Genomic DNA, 18,056 nt, shown 5'->3' with positions numbered 1-18,056 from the left:
TCCTTAAAATTCACTAAAGTCTTGTTGCGCGGTATGGATTGCCGGGCGTTTATCGCTTTCCGGCACAAGCGTCGGTTTGCCGGGTGGCTTATCAATGAAGCCGCCGAGAACTTCTTCAAAGCGTTTTTTCCCGAGCAGAGATGTCATGGCGGTGATGCCCAGAACCTTGCGTTCGTATGGATCGAATCCCGCCGCGCTGACTGCGTCAGCCACTGCGGACTCGTCGGTGTATCTGCGGTTGGATCGGCCTTCGACCAGTTTCCACCCGTTCCACTGCTTACCGCCGAGGGCAGCCTGCAGGGCGTAGTCCTTGATGTCGTTGGCCCATGAGACCAAGTCATCAATTTTCCCGAGGATATCCTCAACCTCGGCGTCCTCCAGCAGAGGGGGAAGCTTGAAGTCATATCGGGCGAGTTCCAGGTTGTGTTCGGCTCTGGCGCGGCACTCGTGCTTTACTTTGCAGAACTGACACCATTCGCCGCAGTTAAATCGCCCGCCACCGGCGTAAGCGAGTTCGGCTGCCGGTTTCAGGACTTCCTCAGCCCATTGGTACAATGATTCCTTGGAAACCGTGTAGGTGGATACGTTGTCGCGCCTTGGTTGGTAGATGGTCATGGAAACCGTAACGATGTCATAGATGTCATCGAAGATTTCCAAGGCTCCCAGTGCATATAGCATCATTTGCGGGTTATCCTCGGCTTCCACCAAAACGCCCTGGCCATGCTTGTAATCCACGATGTAGAGCGTACCGTCTGCGATAACCAAACAGTCGCCGGTGCCGAAGCCGCCCTCAACATATTTGGAGAAGTCGAGCCGTTGTTCGATGAGGACAACCGGGTCAGCACAGGTCTGCTTTGCCGTTTCCACAATTTCGAGGATGTAGGCGGCATAGCCGTTAGCGCAGTCCTCCATCTCTTCGTTGTAGTAGGTAAGGTCGGAGGTTGGGTCTTTGGCACGGATACCGAGCGCGGTCTTCAGCTTATACTCGCAGAGCGTATGAGCGTCCGTTCCTTCGGCGGCATAGTCGCTGCCCTTGTCCTCATAACTCTCACAAAGCCTTGCGGAAGGCGGGCAGTTCAGCCACCTGTGAGAAGAGGAGGCCGAAAGGAGAGAGTGTTTACCCATTTCCCAGCACCTCGGCTTCCGCAAGCAGTGCCGGATATTCTGAAGGGTCGATTTCCGACAACTTCGCAGCACCGTGCTTTTCAAGCAGAGCGCGGACTTCGGCGGTATGCCCGGCGCGGCTCTTTTCCGCAAGCACAGCCCTGACTGCCTCAAGTGTAATGGGCTTCTCAACCTGCGCAGAGACTTCTGCATTCGGCTGATCCGCAGTCTGAACATCCTCATTACCGCTGAACAAGGCTGCAAGCGATTCCGATATGCCGATAAGGGCTTCACCGCAGCGCTTCAGTTCCGTTACCGCAAGGGACAGTTCACTCATTTTGCTCATCCGATTTTCCTCCTTCCTCCTTATGTTCGTCCTGCCGTGAAAGCATTGTCAGCTTCCGGGCTAGGCGTTTTGACACCACGCTGATTGCCGTGAGGACATCCGCCAATTCCTCGTCCATCTCACGGTCACGGCATTCGATGTCGGCTTGTTTTGCTTGTGTATCCATTTTTAAACCTCCGTTCCGAGGGCTCTTTTATTTCCCTCATCTTCCACAGGACAGAAGATGGAAAGTTGAGTACTGGTATTGGAAATTTTCTTTTTTGGTGCTGCCCTCTGATATCCATAGGACACCAGAGGGCGTGAGTGTAAGGATCAGATAAAGTCTTTGAGGCGTTGGCGTAACTGGGCAAACAGCTTGTTCTTGCGCTTGTTGACCGCCTTCTGCGACAGGCCGATTTCGGCGGCGATTTCCCGCTCGGATTTGCCAATGCTGAAGAGTTCCATGATTCTGCGGTTGTCCGGGTCCAGTTCCTCCAGAGCGGCGTAAAGCTCTTCGAAAAGCAGCTTGTCCGCTATGAGTTCGGCGATATCAATGGGGTCGGAAGGTTCAAAGCCGCTTTCTTCAGTAAGGCTGTCGAGCGAGAGGATACTGCCTGTCCGCTGTTTCTCGCACTTGCTGCAGTCGCCGGTGCAGCGTTTTATGCCACCCTTTCCGTTGCTGATAACACAGCGCTTTTCACGTTCTTTGCGCTTGCGTTCTGCCCATGCCGGACGCTTGTAAGCGCGGTAACTTTCTTCGGTAACAGTGATTTGTTGACCATCGATGGGGATGTAATGTTTTTGGTTTTCCATAATTTGACTCCTTTGGTTTTCAAATTTTTGAATTCCGGAGGAGCCGAATAAATCCGTAGAACAAAAAACGACGGCCGGGATAGTCCTCTTATATGAGAACTAATCCAGACCGTCGTGCAGCTCTGCGGATTCTCTATTCAGTTGATTAACGCTTACGCTACGCAGAAATGGCTTTCTACGTGGAAAGCAGTATCATTTATTCGTGTGACTATTGTCACAATGCCTTCACGTTCAATCCTGAACGTTCCTCCGATAGGTATTTGTGTACTGGTTTTGCATCGTTTATATACAACTTCCACAAGTCCTGTAGCTGCGTTTCCCTTACAGGCAATACGACCGTTACAATCGCGAATCTCTTCCATGGGTTGTCCTCCTTTTTGCAAAAAGTACGACTTGTCTGACCGTCTGTGTTAATTTTATTGATTCGAACATGATAAGTCCTCAGCCACAACTCCGCTGCCCCTCCGCCGTGGCTCAGCAAATTTCGATTCGCTTTTTATCGCCAAAGGAACTAAGCGTTTGCAGAGGTAGAATCAGCATAATCAAATTTATTATTGAAATTCGCTTAGTAGTTTGCTAAAATAATAGAAACGCGTCTTTGAATACCGTGTAGTGCTTGGAGGCGATAGAATGGCATTTAGTTATAACAAACTATGGAAACTTTTAATTGATAAAAAGATGATGAAAAAAGATTTGATGGCGAAGACGAATTTGACATCGACAACGATGGCGAAGATGAGTAAGGACTTGCCGGTAAGCATGGATGTGTTAGCCAGAATATGTAAGGCGCTTGATGTCAACATTGGCGATATTGTTGACTATGTCGATGATGAGACTCCGACTATCTAAATTCATTGAAAGGGGGCGCAATGTTTGAAAAGGCTGTGCTTTGGTACGTTTGCAACAATTCTGAAAATATGCATGGCAAAAAGAGTTACGCAGAAGCGGCTATGCGGTACCATACTGCTCTCTATTGCGCCTGATTATGATATTCGTAGCGATGATGGTACTGTTTCAGATTTGATACTCGGTAAAAAAAATCTATCGCCCTATGTGACTGATGTTGCTCCGACAGCAGATGCTCGTGCTGCTTCAAATTACTTTAAACAGAACATCCTTCCCTTGTTGGATAGCAACAAAAAGAGCCTCATCGTTCTTGCGTTGAAGGACATGATTGCTTCTGATGACACAATTGAGCCAGACACAGTTGTTGAAAAAGTGAATGACATGACAAAGAAAAATATCGCAGGACGTGATGCTTTTGTTCTGGAGGATTTTCTTGCCGGAATTTTCCTTTATACAGCAGTCAATGTTGAAAACAGAAATTGTGAAGAAAATGTAAAAAAGATAACTGACGAGTACATACAATCTTTTGAGGCTCAAAAAACGAATATAAGCTTCCTTACGGCATATAGCAGATTTTCTACGGAGACAGCCGATGAAATCGCGATTGACACTCACTCCTTAGTGCTTCTAGCAGAAACTGGGGGTAAGTGTCAAAAATGCGGAAGACTGTTGGGCATAAAAAAGGAAGGTAACGACGTTAACTACGCTAAGGTCGTTCACCTTTCCGAAACCGATGATGTTGTTCTTTGTGTTGACTGTGAACGCGAAATGCGCAATGCCTCTGAAGAAGAAAAATCGGCTTTGCTTTCGGACAAGCATGACTTGGAAAATCTTATGGCGGCAAGGGATGCAACGTCACGATATGCGTTAGAAAAGCAAGTTGAATATGTGCTTCGTGAAGTCCAGTTGATGGATGTTACTGACGATACACGACTCAAAATTGAACCTGTAAAGGTTGAGAGAAAAATCACTGAAAAGCGGTTGAAAGAGCGAGTGCTTTTTGATGTCAGGCAGTTGTACGAAGGCGTCAATAATGCATTAGATCGATTATCCGGGGAAAACAAACTGAATGTAGACAGATTTGCCAAGAGCGTTAAGCGGATGTATGAGGATGCAAGCGAAAAGCTGACATCCCAAAGCGATATTTACAACCTGCTTGCTGATACATTGTTTGAAAAGACTAGCCGCAAATATAGAGAAGCCTGCAAGATAATAATCTCCTATTTCGTGCAAAGGTGTGAGGTGTTCGATGAGATTGCCGAATAAAGTTACATCCTATTCAAACAGCGTCATTGCCCGTTTCCCAGACATCTTAGAAGCATTGACGCAGAGAGATATGTCCCCTAAAGAGCTGTTTGAACTGACCACGTCAGCCAAAAAGGATATGGGTGATTTTCTAAGCGCTTTAGACTGCCTGTTTGCTTTGGGAAAAATTGAAATAATCGAGGAAGGGAGGGTACTACGCTATGTTGACAGAAATTCGAAGTGAGAAATTTGCGCCGGAGCATCAAACCATCCGCTTTAATTCGGGCCTTAATACGGTTTTAGGCAGTGCGGGCGGCAGCAATGCCATCGGCAAATCAACATTTCTGTGGATTATTGACTATGCATTCGGTGGCGAAAGCTACTACTCCCTGTCGGATGATATTAAAAAGGAAATAGGTCCCCATACCATCTATTTCACTCACCAATTTGAAGAACAGCCCCATTACTTTTACCGGAGTACCGATAATCCTAAAAATGTTTATCGCTGTGATAAGGATCACCATTTCATTGCGAAATTGACGCTGGACGAATTCCGGAGCTTTCTCTTTCAGGAATACAAGGTTGGGCTGCCAGCTCTCACATTTCCAGAAATCACAGAGCGTTACTTTCGTATTTATGGGCGTGAAAATACACTGGAAAAGTATCCTCTGCTGGTAAAGCCCCGGGAACAGGATGAAAAAGCCGTTGATTTTCTAATGAAGCTGTTTGGTCACCACAATATTCTCGCTGCCATCAAGAGCATGGAGGAAGAACTTGGTGTTAAATTCTCGCAGCTCAAATCGCGCCAGCGTCAGCAGGTGGACATCGAGAAAATCGAAATGAATCGGAAGACTATAGAGTCACTGAAGAAAAGACTTCAAAAGCTGATGAAAAACAGTGAAGAAGCCCAATTAGCGATGTTCGGTTTTGATACTCAGACATTTGAACGGATAACAGTGGCTCAAAAAGAGTTGAACAGTTTTATCCGCAAGCGTAACCGTCTGCAGTCGCAGCTTAATGCTATTGAGAGTAATATTGCTGACAGTAATCCCGAAACCGCCAGTGAATTTGATTCCTTGGTGCATTTCTTCCCAAATACTGATATAAAAGCGTTCGAGGAGATTGAGCATTTCCATAAGAAAATCAGGGAAATTCTGAGTGAAGAGATGGCTCAAGAAATAGAACGTTTGCAACCGCTTATTGAGCATTGCGATAAGGAAATCAAACGCCTACATCAAAAGATCGAGGAGTCCGGTTTGGCAAAGGAGATGTCGGAACGAGTGCTCTCTCAATGTGTCAACGTGTCAAAAAGCATTGACAGGCTTGAAGAAGAAACCGCTGAGCTGATTCACCAGAAAGAATTACAGGAAGCCCGCGCCGAAGCAGAGCATAGGCTGGCAGAACTATTACAACAGCAAACCGAAAAGCTGGAAGAGATACAAGACGCCATCAATATGCGCATGGAATTAATAAACGGTGTTGTGACCGAGCAACAGGAAACAGCGCCTCTTTTGCAAATCACACCGCAAAAGGACATCTTTTTTGGAACGCCCGGTAATACCAGTGAAGGTACTGCGTTCAAGAGCCTTGTGATATATGATTTGAGTGTACTTGAATTACGCCCGATTCCAGCACTCATTCATGATTCCAATATTCTTAAGCGTATTGAGGATATACATCTGGAACACATATTGGAACGTTATATGGACAGTGGACGACAGATTTTCATTGCATTTGATAAGGCTGATTCTACGACCGCAAAGGCACATGAGATTTTAGAAACTACGGCAGTTTTGCGATTGTCGGACGGAAATGAGCTTTTCGGCCGTTCGTGGAGCAAGTATGAATCGAATGATTAAGCATAGGAGGAGCTAAAGTATGGCTGCAATCAATGATTTACTGCGACAAATCCCTGACGCATCTTTACGTAGTCGATTGGAACAGGAATTTGCCCGCCTATCTAAAAATAAAAAATTCGGACTTGTATTCGAGGAGCACATCCCTGAGTGCACGCCGCTTTACGATGTTCCTGTTAAACGTGGTTCAACCGTTGCACGGAAAACTGGACACATCAATGATATTTACACAGTGGTGAAACTAGATGGTGATACCGCCCTTTGCCGTAACAAGGCAACAGGCGATACTTTGACCATCCCGCTTACGGAGCTGGTTTCGGTTGCTCAGTTCGGCGAACCGATATTTCCCATGCTCCAGCCGATTGCTTCTGTAGAGAATGCGCCTGATAGTAGCTTATGGCATACTCTCATTGAAGCAGACAACTACCACGCTCTTCAGTTACTGGAATATCTCTACCCTAAGAAAGTTGATTGTATTTATATTGACCCACCATACAACACAGGTGCCCGGGATTGGAAATACAATAATGACTATGTAGATTCCAGTGATAATTGGCGTCACAGTAAGTGGCTCTCAATGATGCAAAAACGGCTGAGGATTGCAAAGAGAATTCTTGCCGATGATGGTGTTTTGATTGTTACTATTGATGATAATGAACACGCTCATCTTACTATGCTCCTTAATGAAATATTCCCTGATAGAAAACTATTTTCAGTGCCTATTCAACATAATCCTAGAGGTACACAAGGAGAAAAATTTGCAGTTACTCATGAAACAGCAATATTTGTAGTTTCAAAAACGAGCGAGATTTATAAAAAAAGTCATTTGGGTGGTGAGATTAGTAATTTTAGAAAATGGGGAAATCAGTCAAAACGAAGCCAGACGGCTCGAGCAACCACATTTTATCCTGTTATTGTTGACGCAGAACTTAATATCGTTAAGTTTGGTGATGTTCTACCTCTTGACGAACATCCTGAAGGGGCCAATGTTAAAATTGGAGATTATATATATGTTTACCCTATCGATTCACAAGGTATCGAGCGAAAATGGAGATATAGCAAAAAGAATGAAGATGAAGTGCTACCATTCTTAAGAGCAGTAAATAACTCAGGAACAATAGAAATACATATTCAGCGCGAAAGTGAAAATACAAAAACGATATGGACTGACCCATTATATAATGCTGAAGAATATGGCACTAAAATGATCAATTCAATGCTAGATACAACTTTCTCTTATCCGAAATCGCTTTATGCTGTTCATGATGCATTATGGCATGTTGTTTCAGGGAAACCTAACGCCCTTATTGTCGACTTCTTTGCTGGCAGTGGAACAACGCTCCATGCGGTAAATTTACTGAACATAGAGGATAATGGTAACCGCCGCTGCATTTTAGTGACGAATAACGAGGTATCGGATGCTGAATCAAAAGCTCTACAAAAAAAAGGATATCAACCCGGTGACCTTGAATGGGAAAAACATGGTATTTGCCGCTCGGTAACTTGGCCTAGGACAAAGTATAGTATCCTTGGAAGACGTGACGACGGTACAGTCCTAACAGGAGAGTATTTCACAAACCAGATTGTAACAAAGGAAGTCGATCGTTCATTCTATCAGCTTGGTTTTATAGAAAATCCCACAGAACTAACAACTAGTACTAAAAAACAGCTTGTTTCTTTACTTCGCGATAAGGAAGGAAAAACACAACTACCGCAAACGTTGGTAAAAACGGACACTAAATTCATTGTTTCGGAGAAACATTCAGCATCGATTTTATTCGACGTAAATGCTGTTGATGCATGGCTGGAAGCGTTAGAAGATCAAGACCACATCATAGACTTTTACATAGTGGTCAAAGAAACGGGGAAATTCAAAGAAATTAAATCACGGATTTCTGACTTACTTGGTCCAATAAATGTAACATCGCAAGTTAAACGGCCCATGAGCGATGGCTTTCCTGCCAATGTCGAATACTTTAAGCTGGGCTTCTTGGATAAAAACAGTGTTTCACTTGGCCGACAGTTTCGTGAGATACTGCCGCTGCTGTGGCTCAAATCCGGAGCAATTGGCCAGCGGCCGGAGATAAGCAGTGATGAGGAACCGGAGATGCTGATACTTCCACAGAACGGCTTCGCAGTTCTGGTTGATGAAACAAAATATGCCGAGTTTGCCGAAAAGATTTCGGAAGAAGATAATATTAAAGTGGTCTATTTCGTGACATACTCCGAGGAAGCTTTCCGCGAAATGACCGCTGGCATAAAAATAAATAACACATACCAACTATACCGCGATTACATTGATAACTTTGTGTTGGGAAGCAGGAGGGATTCGTAAATGAGGGATACACTATTTCCATTTCAGGAAACGGCTCTTGCCGAATTGCATGAAAAAATCAATAAGGCACACTTGATGTGGAGCGAACGTGACCCGCAAGTGATTTCCTTTTCCGCGCCTACAGGTTCGGGTAAAACCATCATCATGACCACACTTTTTGAGGAAATTCTATATGGAAGTGCAGATCACATAGGTGAGCCAGATTCAGTATTTATTTGGCTTTCCGATTCACCCGAACTCAATGAACAAACACGACTAAAAATCGAAAGCAAGTCTGATAAAATCCGTGTGCGGGACTTAGTGACTATCGATTCAACCTTTAGCGCCGAGTATTTTGAAGGCGGCCGCATCTATTTTCTGAACACACAAAAACTCGGTTCTGACAAGCTGCTGACAGGAACGTCTGATACGCGGCAGTATTCTATTTGGGAGACGCTCACTAATACTGCCAGACGTAACCCAAAGCAGCTTTATGTGGTGATTGATGAGGCACATAGAGGCACATTCACATCCGTTCAGGCGGAGAACAAGGCGCAGTCCATTATGCAGAAATTCATCAAAGGAAGCAGGGACGACGGGCTTTGCGTCATGCCCCTGGTTATCGGTGTAACCGCAACACCCCAGAGATTTGATAACTTAATCGCTGGAACGACATCGACAGTTCAAAAAGTCATCGTTCCGCCTGAGGAAGTGCGTGAGTCAGGGCTTTTGAAAGACAGAATCATCATTCACTACCCAGACATTCAGCTGAGTGCCGATATGACCATGTTCAAAGGTGCAGTAGATAATTGGCTTAAAATGTGCACTCACTGGAAAGCTTACTGTGAGCGCGAAGACGAAAAAATGATAAATCCTATTCTTGTTGTTCAGGTTGAGGACGGCAACGAGCGTGAAGTAACCCATACTGATTTGGGTGCTTGCATTGATTTACTGGAGGAAGCACTGGGACGCAAATTACTGCCCGGCGAAGTAGTACATACATTCAATGACCGCGGCACGATTAAAGTCCGTGACGTTGATATTCAGCAAATTGAAGCCTCCCGAATTGAGGACGAGGAAAATGTAAAGGTCGTGTTCTTCAAAATGAACCTTTCCACAGGTTGGGACTGCCCACGTGCTGAAACGATGATGTCATTCCGCAGTGCGCAGGACTACACTTATATTGCGCAGCTTTTGGGACGCATGATTCGTACTCCCTTGGCAAGAAGGATTTCCTCCGATGCTGAGCTTAATAGTGTAAGTCTATTTCTTCCGTACTTTGATGAAGATACAGTGAAGAATGTGGTCAATGCTTTACGTGACAGTGAAGCGATTATTCCTACAGAAACAGGTACTAACAAAGAGCTTGTTACACTTGGGCGCAATCTTGCCTATGCTGATGTGTTTGATGCAATGGATAAACTTATCACATATCGGGTGGATTCGTCCCGCAAGCAGGCACCGCTCAAATTGTTAATACAGCTTTCCCGCGCGCTGACAATGGATGGCATTGACTTGGGAGCACAGAAATCTGTAAAAAATGCGGTTTTATCAAAAATGGATGAGGAGATTGCACGGATAAAAGAAAGCGGAGACTTTGCCAGCCGGGCGGCTGCAATCACCGGATTTCCTCTTGGGACGCTGATATTTGAATATGGAGACAATGCCTATTCCTTTGATGAGACGACACAGACTATGACGGTATCCGAATTTGATATTTCCCGGCATTTTGAACAAGCCGGAAAGCTCTTGGGAGAGGGCTTGCATAAGGAGTATTGGATCCGGCACAGTACCCGCGACCATATCGATATAAAAAAAGAAATTATTGTTCTCACAAGTGATACGGACGCTATGGAGCGGATAGATACCTATGCGGAGAAAGAATTTATTAATCTTTACGAAAACAACAAACGCGCCATCGCAAAGCTGAACGAAGCGCGAAAGATTGTCTATGAAAGATTAATCAATGCTTCAGCCCAACCGATAGCTGTACCGTGGGTATTGCCGGATTCAATCGATTTCTCTGTATCGGATGATAGCATTAAGCTTGAACAGCACCTCTTTTGCTCTGAGGACGGGATATTCCAAGCAACGCTGAACCCCTGGGAAAGCGGAGTTGTTGCAGAAGAGCTGAACAATGGTGCTGTTTGCTGGCTTCGTAATCTCGACCGTAAAAAATGGTCACTTGAAATCCCGTATGAAGTCGGCGGTATAACCACTTCCATGTTCCCGGATTTAGTGATTGTCCGCGCCGATGCACAAGGGTACATTTTTGATATATTGGAACCGCATGACCCAAGTCGCAAGGATAATTACCCCAAGGCAGTGGGCTTAGCGAAGTTTGCTGAGAAGCATTGGGATGTTTTTGGACGGATTCAGTTGATTCGACAAAAACGAGGAGTAGATGGCCGCGACCATTTTTATCGCCTTGATATGTCGAAAACGCCTGTTAGAAATAGAGTGCGCGGCATTACTTCAAATGAAGAACTTGATAGAATTTTTGATGAAAATGCTGAGCGAGAGGATTAACTTCTGATGGGGACAGCCATTCTGCAATAAATTATATTGAGATACAGGATTTCCCCTTGGTGATAAATAATTATTGATAATGGAGGATTTCGTTATGTCGTTTCAAACGCCGCTAACTATCAATGAGGTTATAACAGACATTCATGCAAAAAAATATCTTTTGCCGTCCATACAAAGGGAATTTGTATGGAGTCAAGAGCAAATCAAAAAATTATTTGACAGTCTTATGCGTGATTATCCTATCAACGCATTTTTATTTTGGAAGGTCCCGAAAGAGAAGGCATCTGACTTCAAGTTCTATGAATTTCTGCGGGATTATCACAAAAAGGATAATCGTCACAACCCAAAAGCAAATATTAGCGGCAGCGACGATGTTATGGCAGTGCTGGATGGTCAACAACGGCTGACATCGCTTTATATCTCCTTGAAAGGGACATATGCTGATAAGTTGCCATATAAACGCTGGGACAATCCCCAGGCATACCCAAAGAAAAAATTATATTTGAATCTGCTTTCAAGGCCGGAAGATGAGGACTTTGAATATGATTTTGAGTTTCTTACCGATACGGAAGCGAAAGCAAATGATGATAACCATCACTGGTTTCCTGTCGGCAAAATACTGGATTTAAAAGAACAGGACGAAGTAAATGATTACCTGCTTGAGTCGGGCTTATTGTCAACTCCCGATAAAGAAAAAGGGAAATTTGCGAATCGAGCGTTATTCAAGCTACATAAGGTAATCCATGTAAATCCTATAATCAGTTACTACTTGGAGCAAAGTGCGGAACTTGACAAGGTGCTGAATATTTTTATTCGCGTAAACAGCGGAGGAACTACTCTCAGTTATTCCGACCTCTTGCTATCTTTTGCGACGGCACAGTGGGAGAATCGGGATGCCCGTGAGGAAATAAATGATTTTGTCGATGAGATAAACGAAATCGGGCATGGCTTTAACATCAACAAGGATGCTGTCCTGAAAGCATGTCTCGTTTTGTGTGATATGGAGGATATCACATTTAAGGTAGATAATTTCAACCGCACCAATATGCTGAAAATAGAAAGCGAATGGGATAACATTACAAAGGCAATCCGTGATGCACTGACGCTGATTAGCAGCTTTGGATTCAGTCGGGAGAACATCACATCAAATAACCTGATAATCCCGGTTGCCTATTACTTGAAAACTATTGGCTTACCAAACAACTTTGAAATATCCACTTCAAGGATTGAGGATAGGCGCAATATTAAACAGTGGTTTGTATCTTCATTACTTAAACGAGTATTCAGTTTTTCACCCGACGGTGTATTAAAACCGGTTCGAGACATAATCAAACAATACGGATCAAACGGATTCCCATTGGAGAAAATCATTGAACGCTTCAAAGGTACTAACAGAACTCTGCAATTTACCGAGGACGACATAAACAATCTGCTGTATTCGAAGTACGGACAGGGTGATACTTTGGTAATTCTTTCAATATTATACCCCTGGGCTGATTTGCGGCATAATTTTCATGTTGACCATATTTTCCCCAAAAGTGAATTTACTGCCAAGCGGCTGGCTGCTAAAGGCGTCCCTCAAAGCAAAATAAACGATTTTATCGAAAACTGCAACTATATTGGCAATCTGCAATTATTGGAGAATATCCCTAATATTGAAAAGAAGGCTATGGATTTTGATAAATGGCTTAGTAAAAAGGTTCCTGCTGGAGAACTTGCAGATTATAAAAAGAAACACTATATACCGGATGTTGATTTGTCATTTGGTAATTTCGATGTTTTTCTTGAGGAAAGAGAAAAACTGTTACTTGAAAAACTTAAAAAGGAGTTGCAGTAAATAGAAACGGAGTATGAATGGCTGGCGTATATGGAGCGAAGCGCAGATAAATATGCGAACTATTGAAGAATGGGGTGAAAACTATGCTCGGAGCAATTATCGGCGACATTGTAGGGTCGCGTTTCGAATTCAATAACCACAGGGATAAGGACTTTGACCTGTTCGCTGAAGGCTGCTTTGCAACCGACGACAGCATAATGACCCTCGCCGTCGCAAAGGCAATCATGGAAACTGAAAAAAGCATTGAGCCGTCGATAAGTGGTTACGGTTCAAATGGTGACTATCACCAGTTGCTTGGTAAACTAACGGTAAAATATATGCAAGAAATTGGACGTAAGTATCCGGACTGCGGTTACGGTGGAATGTTTGCCCGCTGGGTGTTCAGTGATAATCCGGAGCCGTATTTAAGCTTCGGTAATGGAGCGGCTATGCGCATTAGCCCTGCCGGGTTTGCTGCTCGTACCGAATCAGAAGCTGCCAGTCTTTCAGAAACAATAACCTCAGTCACGCACAATCATGAGGAAGGTATCAAAGGCGCGGAAGCAGTTTCGGTCGCTGTTTACATGGCGCGCCGCGGCTTCCTGAAAAGCGAAATCCGAGACAGAATCTCAAAAGACTACTATCCACTTGATTTTACTATTGATGAGATACGCCCGACTTATAAATTCAATGAGACCTGTCAGGAAACCGTGCCGCAAGCTATTGACTGCTTCCTTGAATCAAAGTCGTTCGAGGACGCTATTCGCATAGCAATATCACTTGGCGGCGACAGCGACACAATAGCCGCAATAACGGGAGCAATTGCTGAAGCGTATTACGGTGTACCGAATGATATCCGGGATAAAGCTTTGAGCTATTTGGACGATGAACTCCGGGCAATCTATGACGAATGGGAAGTTTTTATCGGCAAGGACGGTTCTCGCTTCAATTTACTGACAAAATATATCGGAAAGCTGTCACCGACAGTATCAACCGTTAGCGATTACATACATGAACCGCCGTATGAAGTACTATTTCATGAATTTTATGATGAATTTATGCATTTTATCGAGACAAACTATCCGCAATATTGCAAAGACGGAGTTTTTTATACTTCCATCCTGCGGGGTAAAAACTTCAATGAAGCCGAAGTAGCCAAAGGAAATGTTGATGCTCTTGATGCGCTTACCGTGTTGGCAATCATCCATAGAGAGCTCATTTCCGGATGTCACTGGAACTACAACGAGATTGACTCATTCAAAGAAGCGAAATTCGTCAAATGGCTTAAGCGCCTTAAGGATATTGACTGGCAGGCGACGCCTAAGAAACTCTCTGAAGTTTACTTTGAAATAGGCGGATACGGCGGCTATGATATTTACCATCTTTTGTTTACCGATAAAAGAGCATTTCTGTTTACCGGAAAGTTTCTGACGGAGGCGCAACCCCAGAAGCGGTATTCCGTTCGAGAGACAGAGCAGCTTATTGCTGAATGGAACAACATCCATACGGAGTATTGGAAGTCCGGGTATCCGCAAGAGGGCGAAATGTTAATCTGTGACGGCACTCAGTGGTCGCTGTTTGTGCGCTATGAGGGTTCTCACGGGTTGATGTACGGCGGTGACAATACTTATCCGGAGAACTGGGAGGCACTCCTCGCCTTGTTCGGAATAGAGTATGACGATGAAGATGATGACTATGACGACGATGAAAAGCCTGGACGCAAGATAGGTGAAGTCATCTATTGCAGTGTTTCGTTCGGTGAGGACGGCAATACATACTATTACCAAACCGAAGACGAGAGTATTAAGGTTGGGGATAGAGTGATTGTGCCGGTTGGCTCGAACAACGCTGAGCGGATCGCTATCGTTGAAGGAATTGAATACTTTGAACCGGCTAAAGTTCCGTTTCCTATAGATAAGACAAAACACATTATAGGAAAACGACCTGATAAGGAGGACCGTATGCTATAGCAGCTTTTTATTTTGCCCATGTCGACTTGTTTCCGAGAACGAATAAAAGCCATAAAATGCTGTGGACATGTTTCCACGAACGGAAAAACCCCATAAAAACCACTATCGACCTATTCCCGCGAACGGATAAATAGAAAAACACAGTCCAGACATCAAGGTGAGCCTATCGTGCCACGTTGAGTGCATAGTATTGATGACAAATGTAAAAAATAAATAAGCGCCTGAAAAACGGCTTGAATACAGGGTTTTCCGGTGATTTACCATCTGCTGAAAATGTGTTTTTTGGCGGCGGAGATACTGGGAAGCCCTGTATTTTTATGTGTATGGTTGTTCGTGGAAACACATCCACAGCCTTTCGGGGCGGATTTTGGCGGGAGGGGTTGTGTTGACGAAAAAGACGTAATTTGAAATGATTTGATATGTTCGAGGGAACATGTCTATAACTTGAATCTTTTTGTGCTTTAACAAAATCAATATGATCTGCAAAAATGCAATTTAATTCATATTTCGCTATTGACATATTGGGTCGAACGCGATAGACTTTAATTAGGTCTATTAAAATAAACCCAAGGAGGCAACTGCATGGAAAAATATAAGCTGTTTGATGCGGAATATAAATTTGTCAGTATAATCTGGGACAACGAACCGATCAATTCCACTGAGCTTGTAAAGTTATGCGCTGATAAACTCGGCTGGAAAAAGTCAACCACCTACACTGTATTAAAAAAGCTTTGCGAGCGCGGTATTCTGCAAAACAAGGATGCGACCGTTACTTCATTGGTTAAGCGTGAAGATGTGCAGAGATATGAAAGCAGAGCCGTGTTGGAAAAAACATTTGACGGGTCGCTGCCGAAATTTCTGACTGCCTTCCTGAGCGGCCGTAAGCTTTCCGAACAGGAGGCCGAGGAACTGAAGCGGATTATAGAGGAGGCGGTGAAATGAGCTTGTTGCAAGATTTATTTATATCTATTGTGAACATGAGTATCACTGCATCATATGTAGCTATTGGCATTATTCTTGTCCGCCTGTTTTTAAGAAAAGCGCCGAAGGTTTTTTCCTATATTCTTTGGATACCGGTGCTTTTCCGTCTTGTATGCCCATTTTCTTTCGGTTCAGCTTTTAGCTTTTTCAATCTGATAAACCTGAATGCGAAGCAAGGAATCGGAGTATCTGAGTTTGTACCGCAGAATATAGGGTTGATGCATACGCCTGCGATTCAGTCCGGCATTGGCAGCATTGACAGCGCGGCGAATGCTTCTCTGCCTCCCGCTATTCCGGTGGCAAGCGTGAATCCCATGCAAATATGGATGGCTGTTTTTAGCCTTATTTGGATTTTTGGCGTTATTGCCCTGCTGGTTTATAGTATTGTTTCTTATGTAAAAATTAAAAGAAAACTTCAGACTGCGATTCGTGTGGAGGCCAATGTCTTTGAAACTGATGCCATCGGCACAGCCTTCGTATGCGGCTTTATCCGCCCGAAAATCTATGTGCCTGCAAACATTGGAGATGCCAACCTGTCCTATATACTGGAGCACGAGCGTACACATATCCGCAGGAAGGATTATCTGATAAAGCCGCTTGCTTTTCTTGCACTCATCCTTCACTGGTTCAATCCGCTCATGTGGCTGTGTTTTGCGCTCATGAGCCGGGACATGGAGATGTCCTGCGATGAGAGCGTGCTGCATAGGCTGGGTGACAGCGCAAAGGGCGGCTATTCAAATTCCCTCCTAACACTATCGGTGAAAAGAAAAGGGCTTTTGGCGGCGAATCCTTTAGCATTCGGCGAGAGCTATGTAAAAACCAGAATAAAAAATATACTCAATTTTAAGAAACCTGCATTTTGGGTCATAATGGTTGCGGTTGTGGCTGTTTGCGGGGCTGCGATTGCTTTTGCCGCAAATCCATCTGAAAGTGCAGCATACATATCTGAGGACTATAAAATCTCCTTTAAATATCCGTCTTATTGGAAATTAAATCCCAACTTTGTTGAAAGATATGAAGGAGAAGATGGCTTTTTCCAGGTCGGAGCAATTAATGGCGAAAGTTTGTCAATCGATGAAGTAACGAAGAATGACGCATTTCACAAGCTGAATCCTTACGGTTCCGATCCGAAAATTGTTAAACGCCTGGTTGATGGACAGGAGGCAAGGCTCATTTTGCCTTCGGCCGACCAGCCAGAAGAGATGAAAAATCAGGCGGGATTGATTGTAAAATACCCGGACGCTGTTAAAATAAACGGTTCTCTGTACCATTACCTTATTTTATGGGCTGATGAGGCACATATAGAACAGATCGGCAATACATTAACTTTCTTGAAAAAACAGATAGGAGATGAAAAAAGCTCCGATAGAATTGCAAGCCTAATAGAGGAAAATCTTGCTACAATTATGTCCTCGCCTAAAAATTCTCCCAATCCTCAGGACTATATCAATGCCCATCAAGCAGAATATAATGCGATTCTTGCATTAGAAACCCAAGCTTTACCTTATCTTATTGACATACTTGAAAGCGGGGATAAAGGGTTGCGGGGCCACATTGCCGCGACCCTTTGCGAAGATATTGTAAAGAAGTTATTGGATGAAAACAAGGATGTTGATCCTGAAACAGAAAAAATAATCAAAGAAGCCCTAATGGCTGTTGATAAATGGAATACTACAAAGGGAAATAAATCGCAAGAGGTCGTCATGCCGGAGTTTACGAAAGAAGAAGTGGCCGCAGCCCGCGCGGTTGTGGAGGAATACTATCGCGCTGTTGCAGCAAAGGATGCGGAGGCAATACTTGCAACGATGTACCCGAGGGAGGGCCGTACGCTTGAGAGGGTAAAAAGCGGCAATGTCCAGCTCTTCGGTACGGAAAAACGCACACTTTTAAGCATTGATTATGATTCCCAGGATAGTATGCGTAAAAGCTACAAGTCTGGCGGGAAATTTGTTGAACCGGAAAACATTATAGTTTTCAAGGTGAGCTTTAATATAGATTATCCCGACAAAGTTACAGGGCCTTGGAATAAGGGAGTCTATGAAAACTGGAGCATGATACTAATACGGGATGATAAAAACAGCCCATGGCTTATTTATGACCAGGGGTATTAATTGGGGCGCAGATGCAAATCTGCCGTACGGCATCTGACGCTGAAAATAAAATGTAAAGAATGACTAGAATATAGGTTTTCCCGGTGATTTGCCGCCCTCAAAAAAAGTGATTTCCGGCGGCGGAGATGCCGGGAAACCTTGAATTT

Annotated in this window: 15 protein-coding genes; 10 read left to right on the top strand and 5 right to left on the bottom strand. The window is 44.1% G+C overall.

Annotated features, from left to right (window positions below):
• Positions 1-3: 3 nt before the first annotated feature.
• From HM1_RS13345 to HM1_RS15620, 5 genes are all read right to left on the bottom strand, one after another.
• Positions 4-1,125 carry a DUF2800 domain-containing protein gene (locus tag HM1_RS13345; RefSeq protein ID WP_012283923.1) on the bottom strand — a complete coding sequence of 374 codons (1,122 nt, stop codon included), beginning with the start codon at positions 1,123-1,125 and terminating at the stop codon, positions 4-6.
• Positions 1,118-1,450 (bottom strand): hypothetical protein, encoded by a 333-nt coding sequence (locus HM1_RS13340; protein ID WP_012283922.1) that lies wholly within the window; start codon positions 1,448-1,450, stop codon positions 1,118-1,120. The genes HM1_RS13345 and HM1_RS13340 overlap by 8 nt, the downstream gene beginning before the upstream one ends.
• Positions 1,434-1,616, bottom strand: a complete 183-nt coding sequence (locus tag HM1_RS13335; RefSeq protein WP_012283921.1) for a hypothetical protein — start codon at positions 1,614-1,616, stop codon at positions 1,434-1,436. Before HM1_RS13335 ends, HM1_RS13340 begins: the two co-directional genes overlap by 17 nt.
• 146 nt (positions 1,617-1,762) lie before the next feature.
• Positions 1,763-2,242 carry an RNA polymerase sigma factor gene (locus tag HM1_RS13330; RefSeq protein WP_012283920.1) on the bottom strand — a complete coding sequence of 160 codons (480 nt, stop codon included), beginning with the start codon at positions 2,240-2,242 and terminating at the stop codon, positions 1,763-1,765.
• Between the two features lie 152 nt (positions 2,243-2,394).
• Positions 2,395-2,604, bottom strand: coding sequence for a hypothetical protein (locus HM1_RS15620; RefSeq protein ID WP_148207143.1), 210 nt, complete (start codon positions 2,602-2,604; stop codon positions 2,395-2,397).
• A 268-nt stretch (positions 2,605-2,872) separates the two neighbouring features.
• Between HM1_RS15620 and HM1_RS13320 the strand changes: the two genes are divergently transcribed.
• The 10 genes from HM1_RS13320 (at position 2,873) to HM1_RS14815 (ending at position 17,910) form a co-directional block, all read left to right on the top strand.
• Positions 2,873-3,091 (top strand): helix-turn-helix domain-containing protein, encoded by a 219-nt coding sequence (locus HM1_RS13320; protein WP_012283919.1) that lies wholly within the window; start codon positions 2,873-2,875, stop codon positions 3,089-3,091.
• A gap of 24 nt (positions 3,092-3,115) precedes the next feature.
• Positions 3,116-4,354 carry an ABC-three component system protein gene (locus HM1_RS13315; protein WP_064504641.1) on the top strand — a complete coding sequence of 413 codons (1,239 nt, stop codon included), beginning with the start codon at positions 3,116-3,118 and terminating at the stop codon, positions 4,352-4,354.
• On the top strand, positions 4,338-4,577 hold the full coding sequence (locus HM1_RS13310; protein WP_012283916.1) for an ABC-three component system middle component 7: 240 nt from the start codon (positions 4,338-4,340) through the stop codon (positions 4,575-4,577). Before HM1_RS13315 ends, HM1_RS13310 begins: the two co-directional genes overlap by 17 nt.
• Positions 4,555-6,192 (top strand): DUF2326 domain-containing protein, encoded by a 1,638-nt coding sequence (locus tag HM1_RS13305; RefSeq protein WP_012283915.1) that lies wholly within the window; start codon positions 4,555-4,557, stop codon positions 6,190-6,192. Before HM1_RS13310 ends, HM1_RS13305 begins: the two co-directional genes overlap by 23 nt.
• Positions 6,193-6,211: 19 nt before the next feature.
• Positions 6,212-8,524 carry a site-specific DNA-methyltransferase gene (locus tag HM1_RS13300; protein WP_012283914.1) on the top strand — a complete coding sequence of 771 codons (2,313 nt, stop codon included), beginning with the start codon at positions 6,212-6,214 and terminating at the stop codon, positions 8,522-8,524.
• Positions 8,525-11,032 (top strand): DEAD/DEAH box helicase, encoded by a 2,508-nt coding sequence (locus tag HM1_RS13295; RefSeq protein ID WP_012283913.1) that lies wholly within the window; start codon positions 8,525-8,527, stop codon positions 11,030-11,032. It abuts the gene before it with no gap.
• A 94-nt stretch (positions 11,033-11,126) separates the two neighbouring features.
• Complete coding sequence (locus tag HM1_RS13290) at positions 11,127-12,869, top strand: DUF262 domain-containing protein (protein WP_012283912.1); 1,743 nt, start codon at positions 11,127-11,129, stop codon at positions 12,867-12,869.
• Positions 12,870-12,952: 83 nt separating this feature from the next.
• The gene (locus HM1_RS16540) at positions 12,953-14,818 is read left to right on the top strand and encodes an ADP-ribosylglycohydrolase family protein (protein WP_012283911.1); all 1,866 of its coding nucleotides are present in this window, start codon (positions 12,953-12,955) and stop codon (positions 14,816-14,818) included.
• Positions 14,819-15,400: 582 nt separating this feature from the next.
• The gene (locus HM1_RS13280; RefSeq protein WP_012283910.1) at positions 15,401-15,760 is read left to right on the top strand and encodes a BlaI/MecI/CopY family transcriptional regulator; all 360 of its coding nucleotides are present in this window, start codon (positions 15,401-15,403) and stop codon (positions 15,758-15,760) included.
• Positions 15,757-17,910: a M56 family metallopeptidase gene (locus tag HM1_RS14815; protein ID WP_012283909.1), complete on the top strand. Its 2,154-nt coding sequence runs from the start codon at positions 15,757-15,759 to the stop codon at positions 17,908-17,910. Before HM1_RS13280 ends, HM1_RS14815 begins: the two co-directional genes overlap by 4 nt.
• Positions 17,911-18,056: the final 146 nt, after the last annotated feature.

The organism is Heliomicrobium modesticaldum Ice1, assembly GCF_000019165.1.
Taxonomy (GTDB): Bacteria; Bacillota; Desulfitobacteriia; order Heliobacteriales; family Heliobacteriaceae; genus Heliomicrobium; species Heliomicrobium modesticaldum.
This window is presented reverse-complemented; position numbering and strand designations above follow the sequence as displayed.

Coding starts and splice junctions, on each gene's coding strand:
- HM1_RS13345 (WP_012283923.1), bottom strand. CDS start 1,125: ATGGGTAAACACTCTCTCCTTTCGGCCTCCTCTTCTCACAGGTGGCTG.
- HM1_RS13340 (WP_012283922.1), bottom strand. CDS start 1,450: ATGAGCAAAATGAGTGAACTGTCCCTTGCGGTAACGGAACTGAAGCGC.
- HM1_RS13335 (WP_012283921.1), bottom strand. CDS start 1,616: ATGGATACACAAGCAAAACAAGCCGACATCGAATGCCGTGACCGTGAG.
- HM1_RS13330 (WP_012283920.1), bottom strand. CDS start 2,242: ATGGAAAACCAAAAACATTACATCCCCATCGATGGTCAACAAATCACT.
- HM1_RS15620 (WP_148207143.1), bottom strand. CDS start 2,604: ATGGAAGAGATTCGCGATTGTAACGGTCGTATTGCCTGTAAGGGAAAC.
- HM1_RS13320 (WP_012283919.1), top strand. CDS start 2,873: ATGGCATTTAGTTATAACAAACTATGGAAACTTTTAATTGATAAAAAG.
- HM1_RS13310 (WP_012283916.1), top strand. CDS start 4,338: ATGAGATTGCCGAATAAAGTTACATCCTATTCAAACAGCGTCATTGCC.
- HM1_RS13305 (WP_012283915.1), top strand. CDS start 4,555: ATGTTGACAGAAATTCGAAGTGAGAAATTTGCGCCGGAGCATCAAACC.
- HM1_RS13300 (WP_012283914.1), top strand. CDS start 6,212: ATGGCTGCAATCAATGATTTACTGCGACAAATCCCTGACGCATCTTTA.
- HM1_RS13295 (WP_012283913.1), top strand. CDS start 8,525: ATGAGGGATACACTATTTCCATTTCAGGAAACGGCTCTTGCCGAATTG.
- HM1_RS13290 (WP_012283912.1), top strand. CDS start 11,127: ATGTCGTTTCAAACGCCGCTAACTATCAATGAGGTTATAACAGACATT.
- HM1_RS16540 (WP_012283911.1), top strand. CDS start 12,953: ATGCTCGGAGCAATTATCGGCGACATTGTAGGGTCGCGTTTCGAATTC.
- HM1_RS13280 (WP_012283910.1), top strand. CDS start 15,401: ATGGAAAAATATAAGCTGTTTGATGCGGAATATAAATTTGTCAGTATA.
- HM1_RS14815 (WP_012283909.1), top strand. CDS start 15,757: ATGAGCTTGTTGCAAGATTTATTTATATCTATTGTGAACATGAGTATC.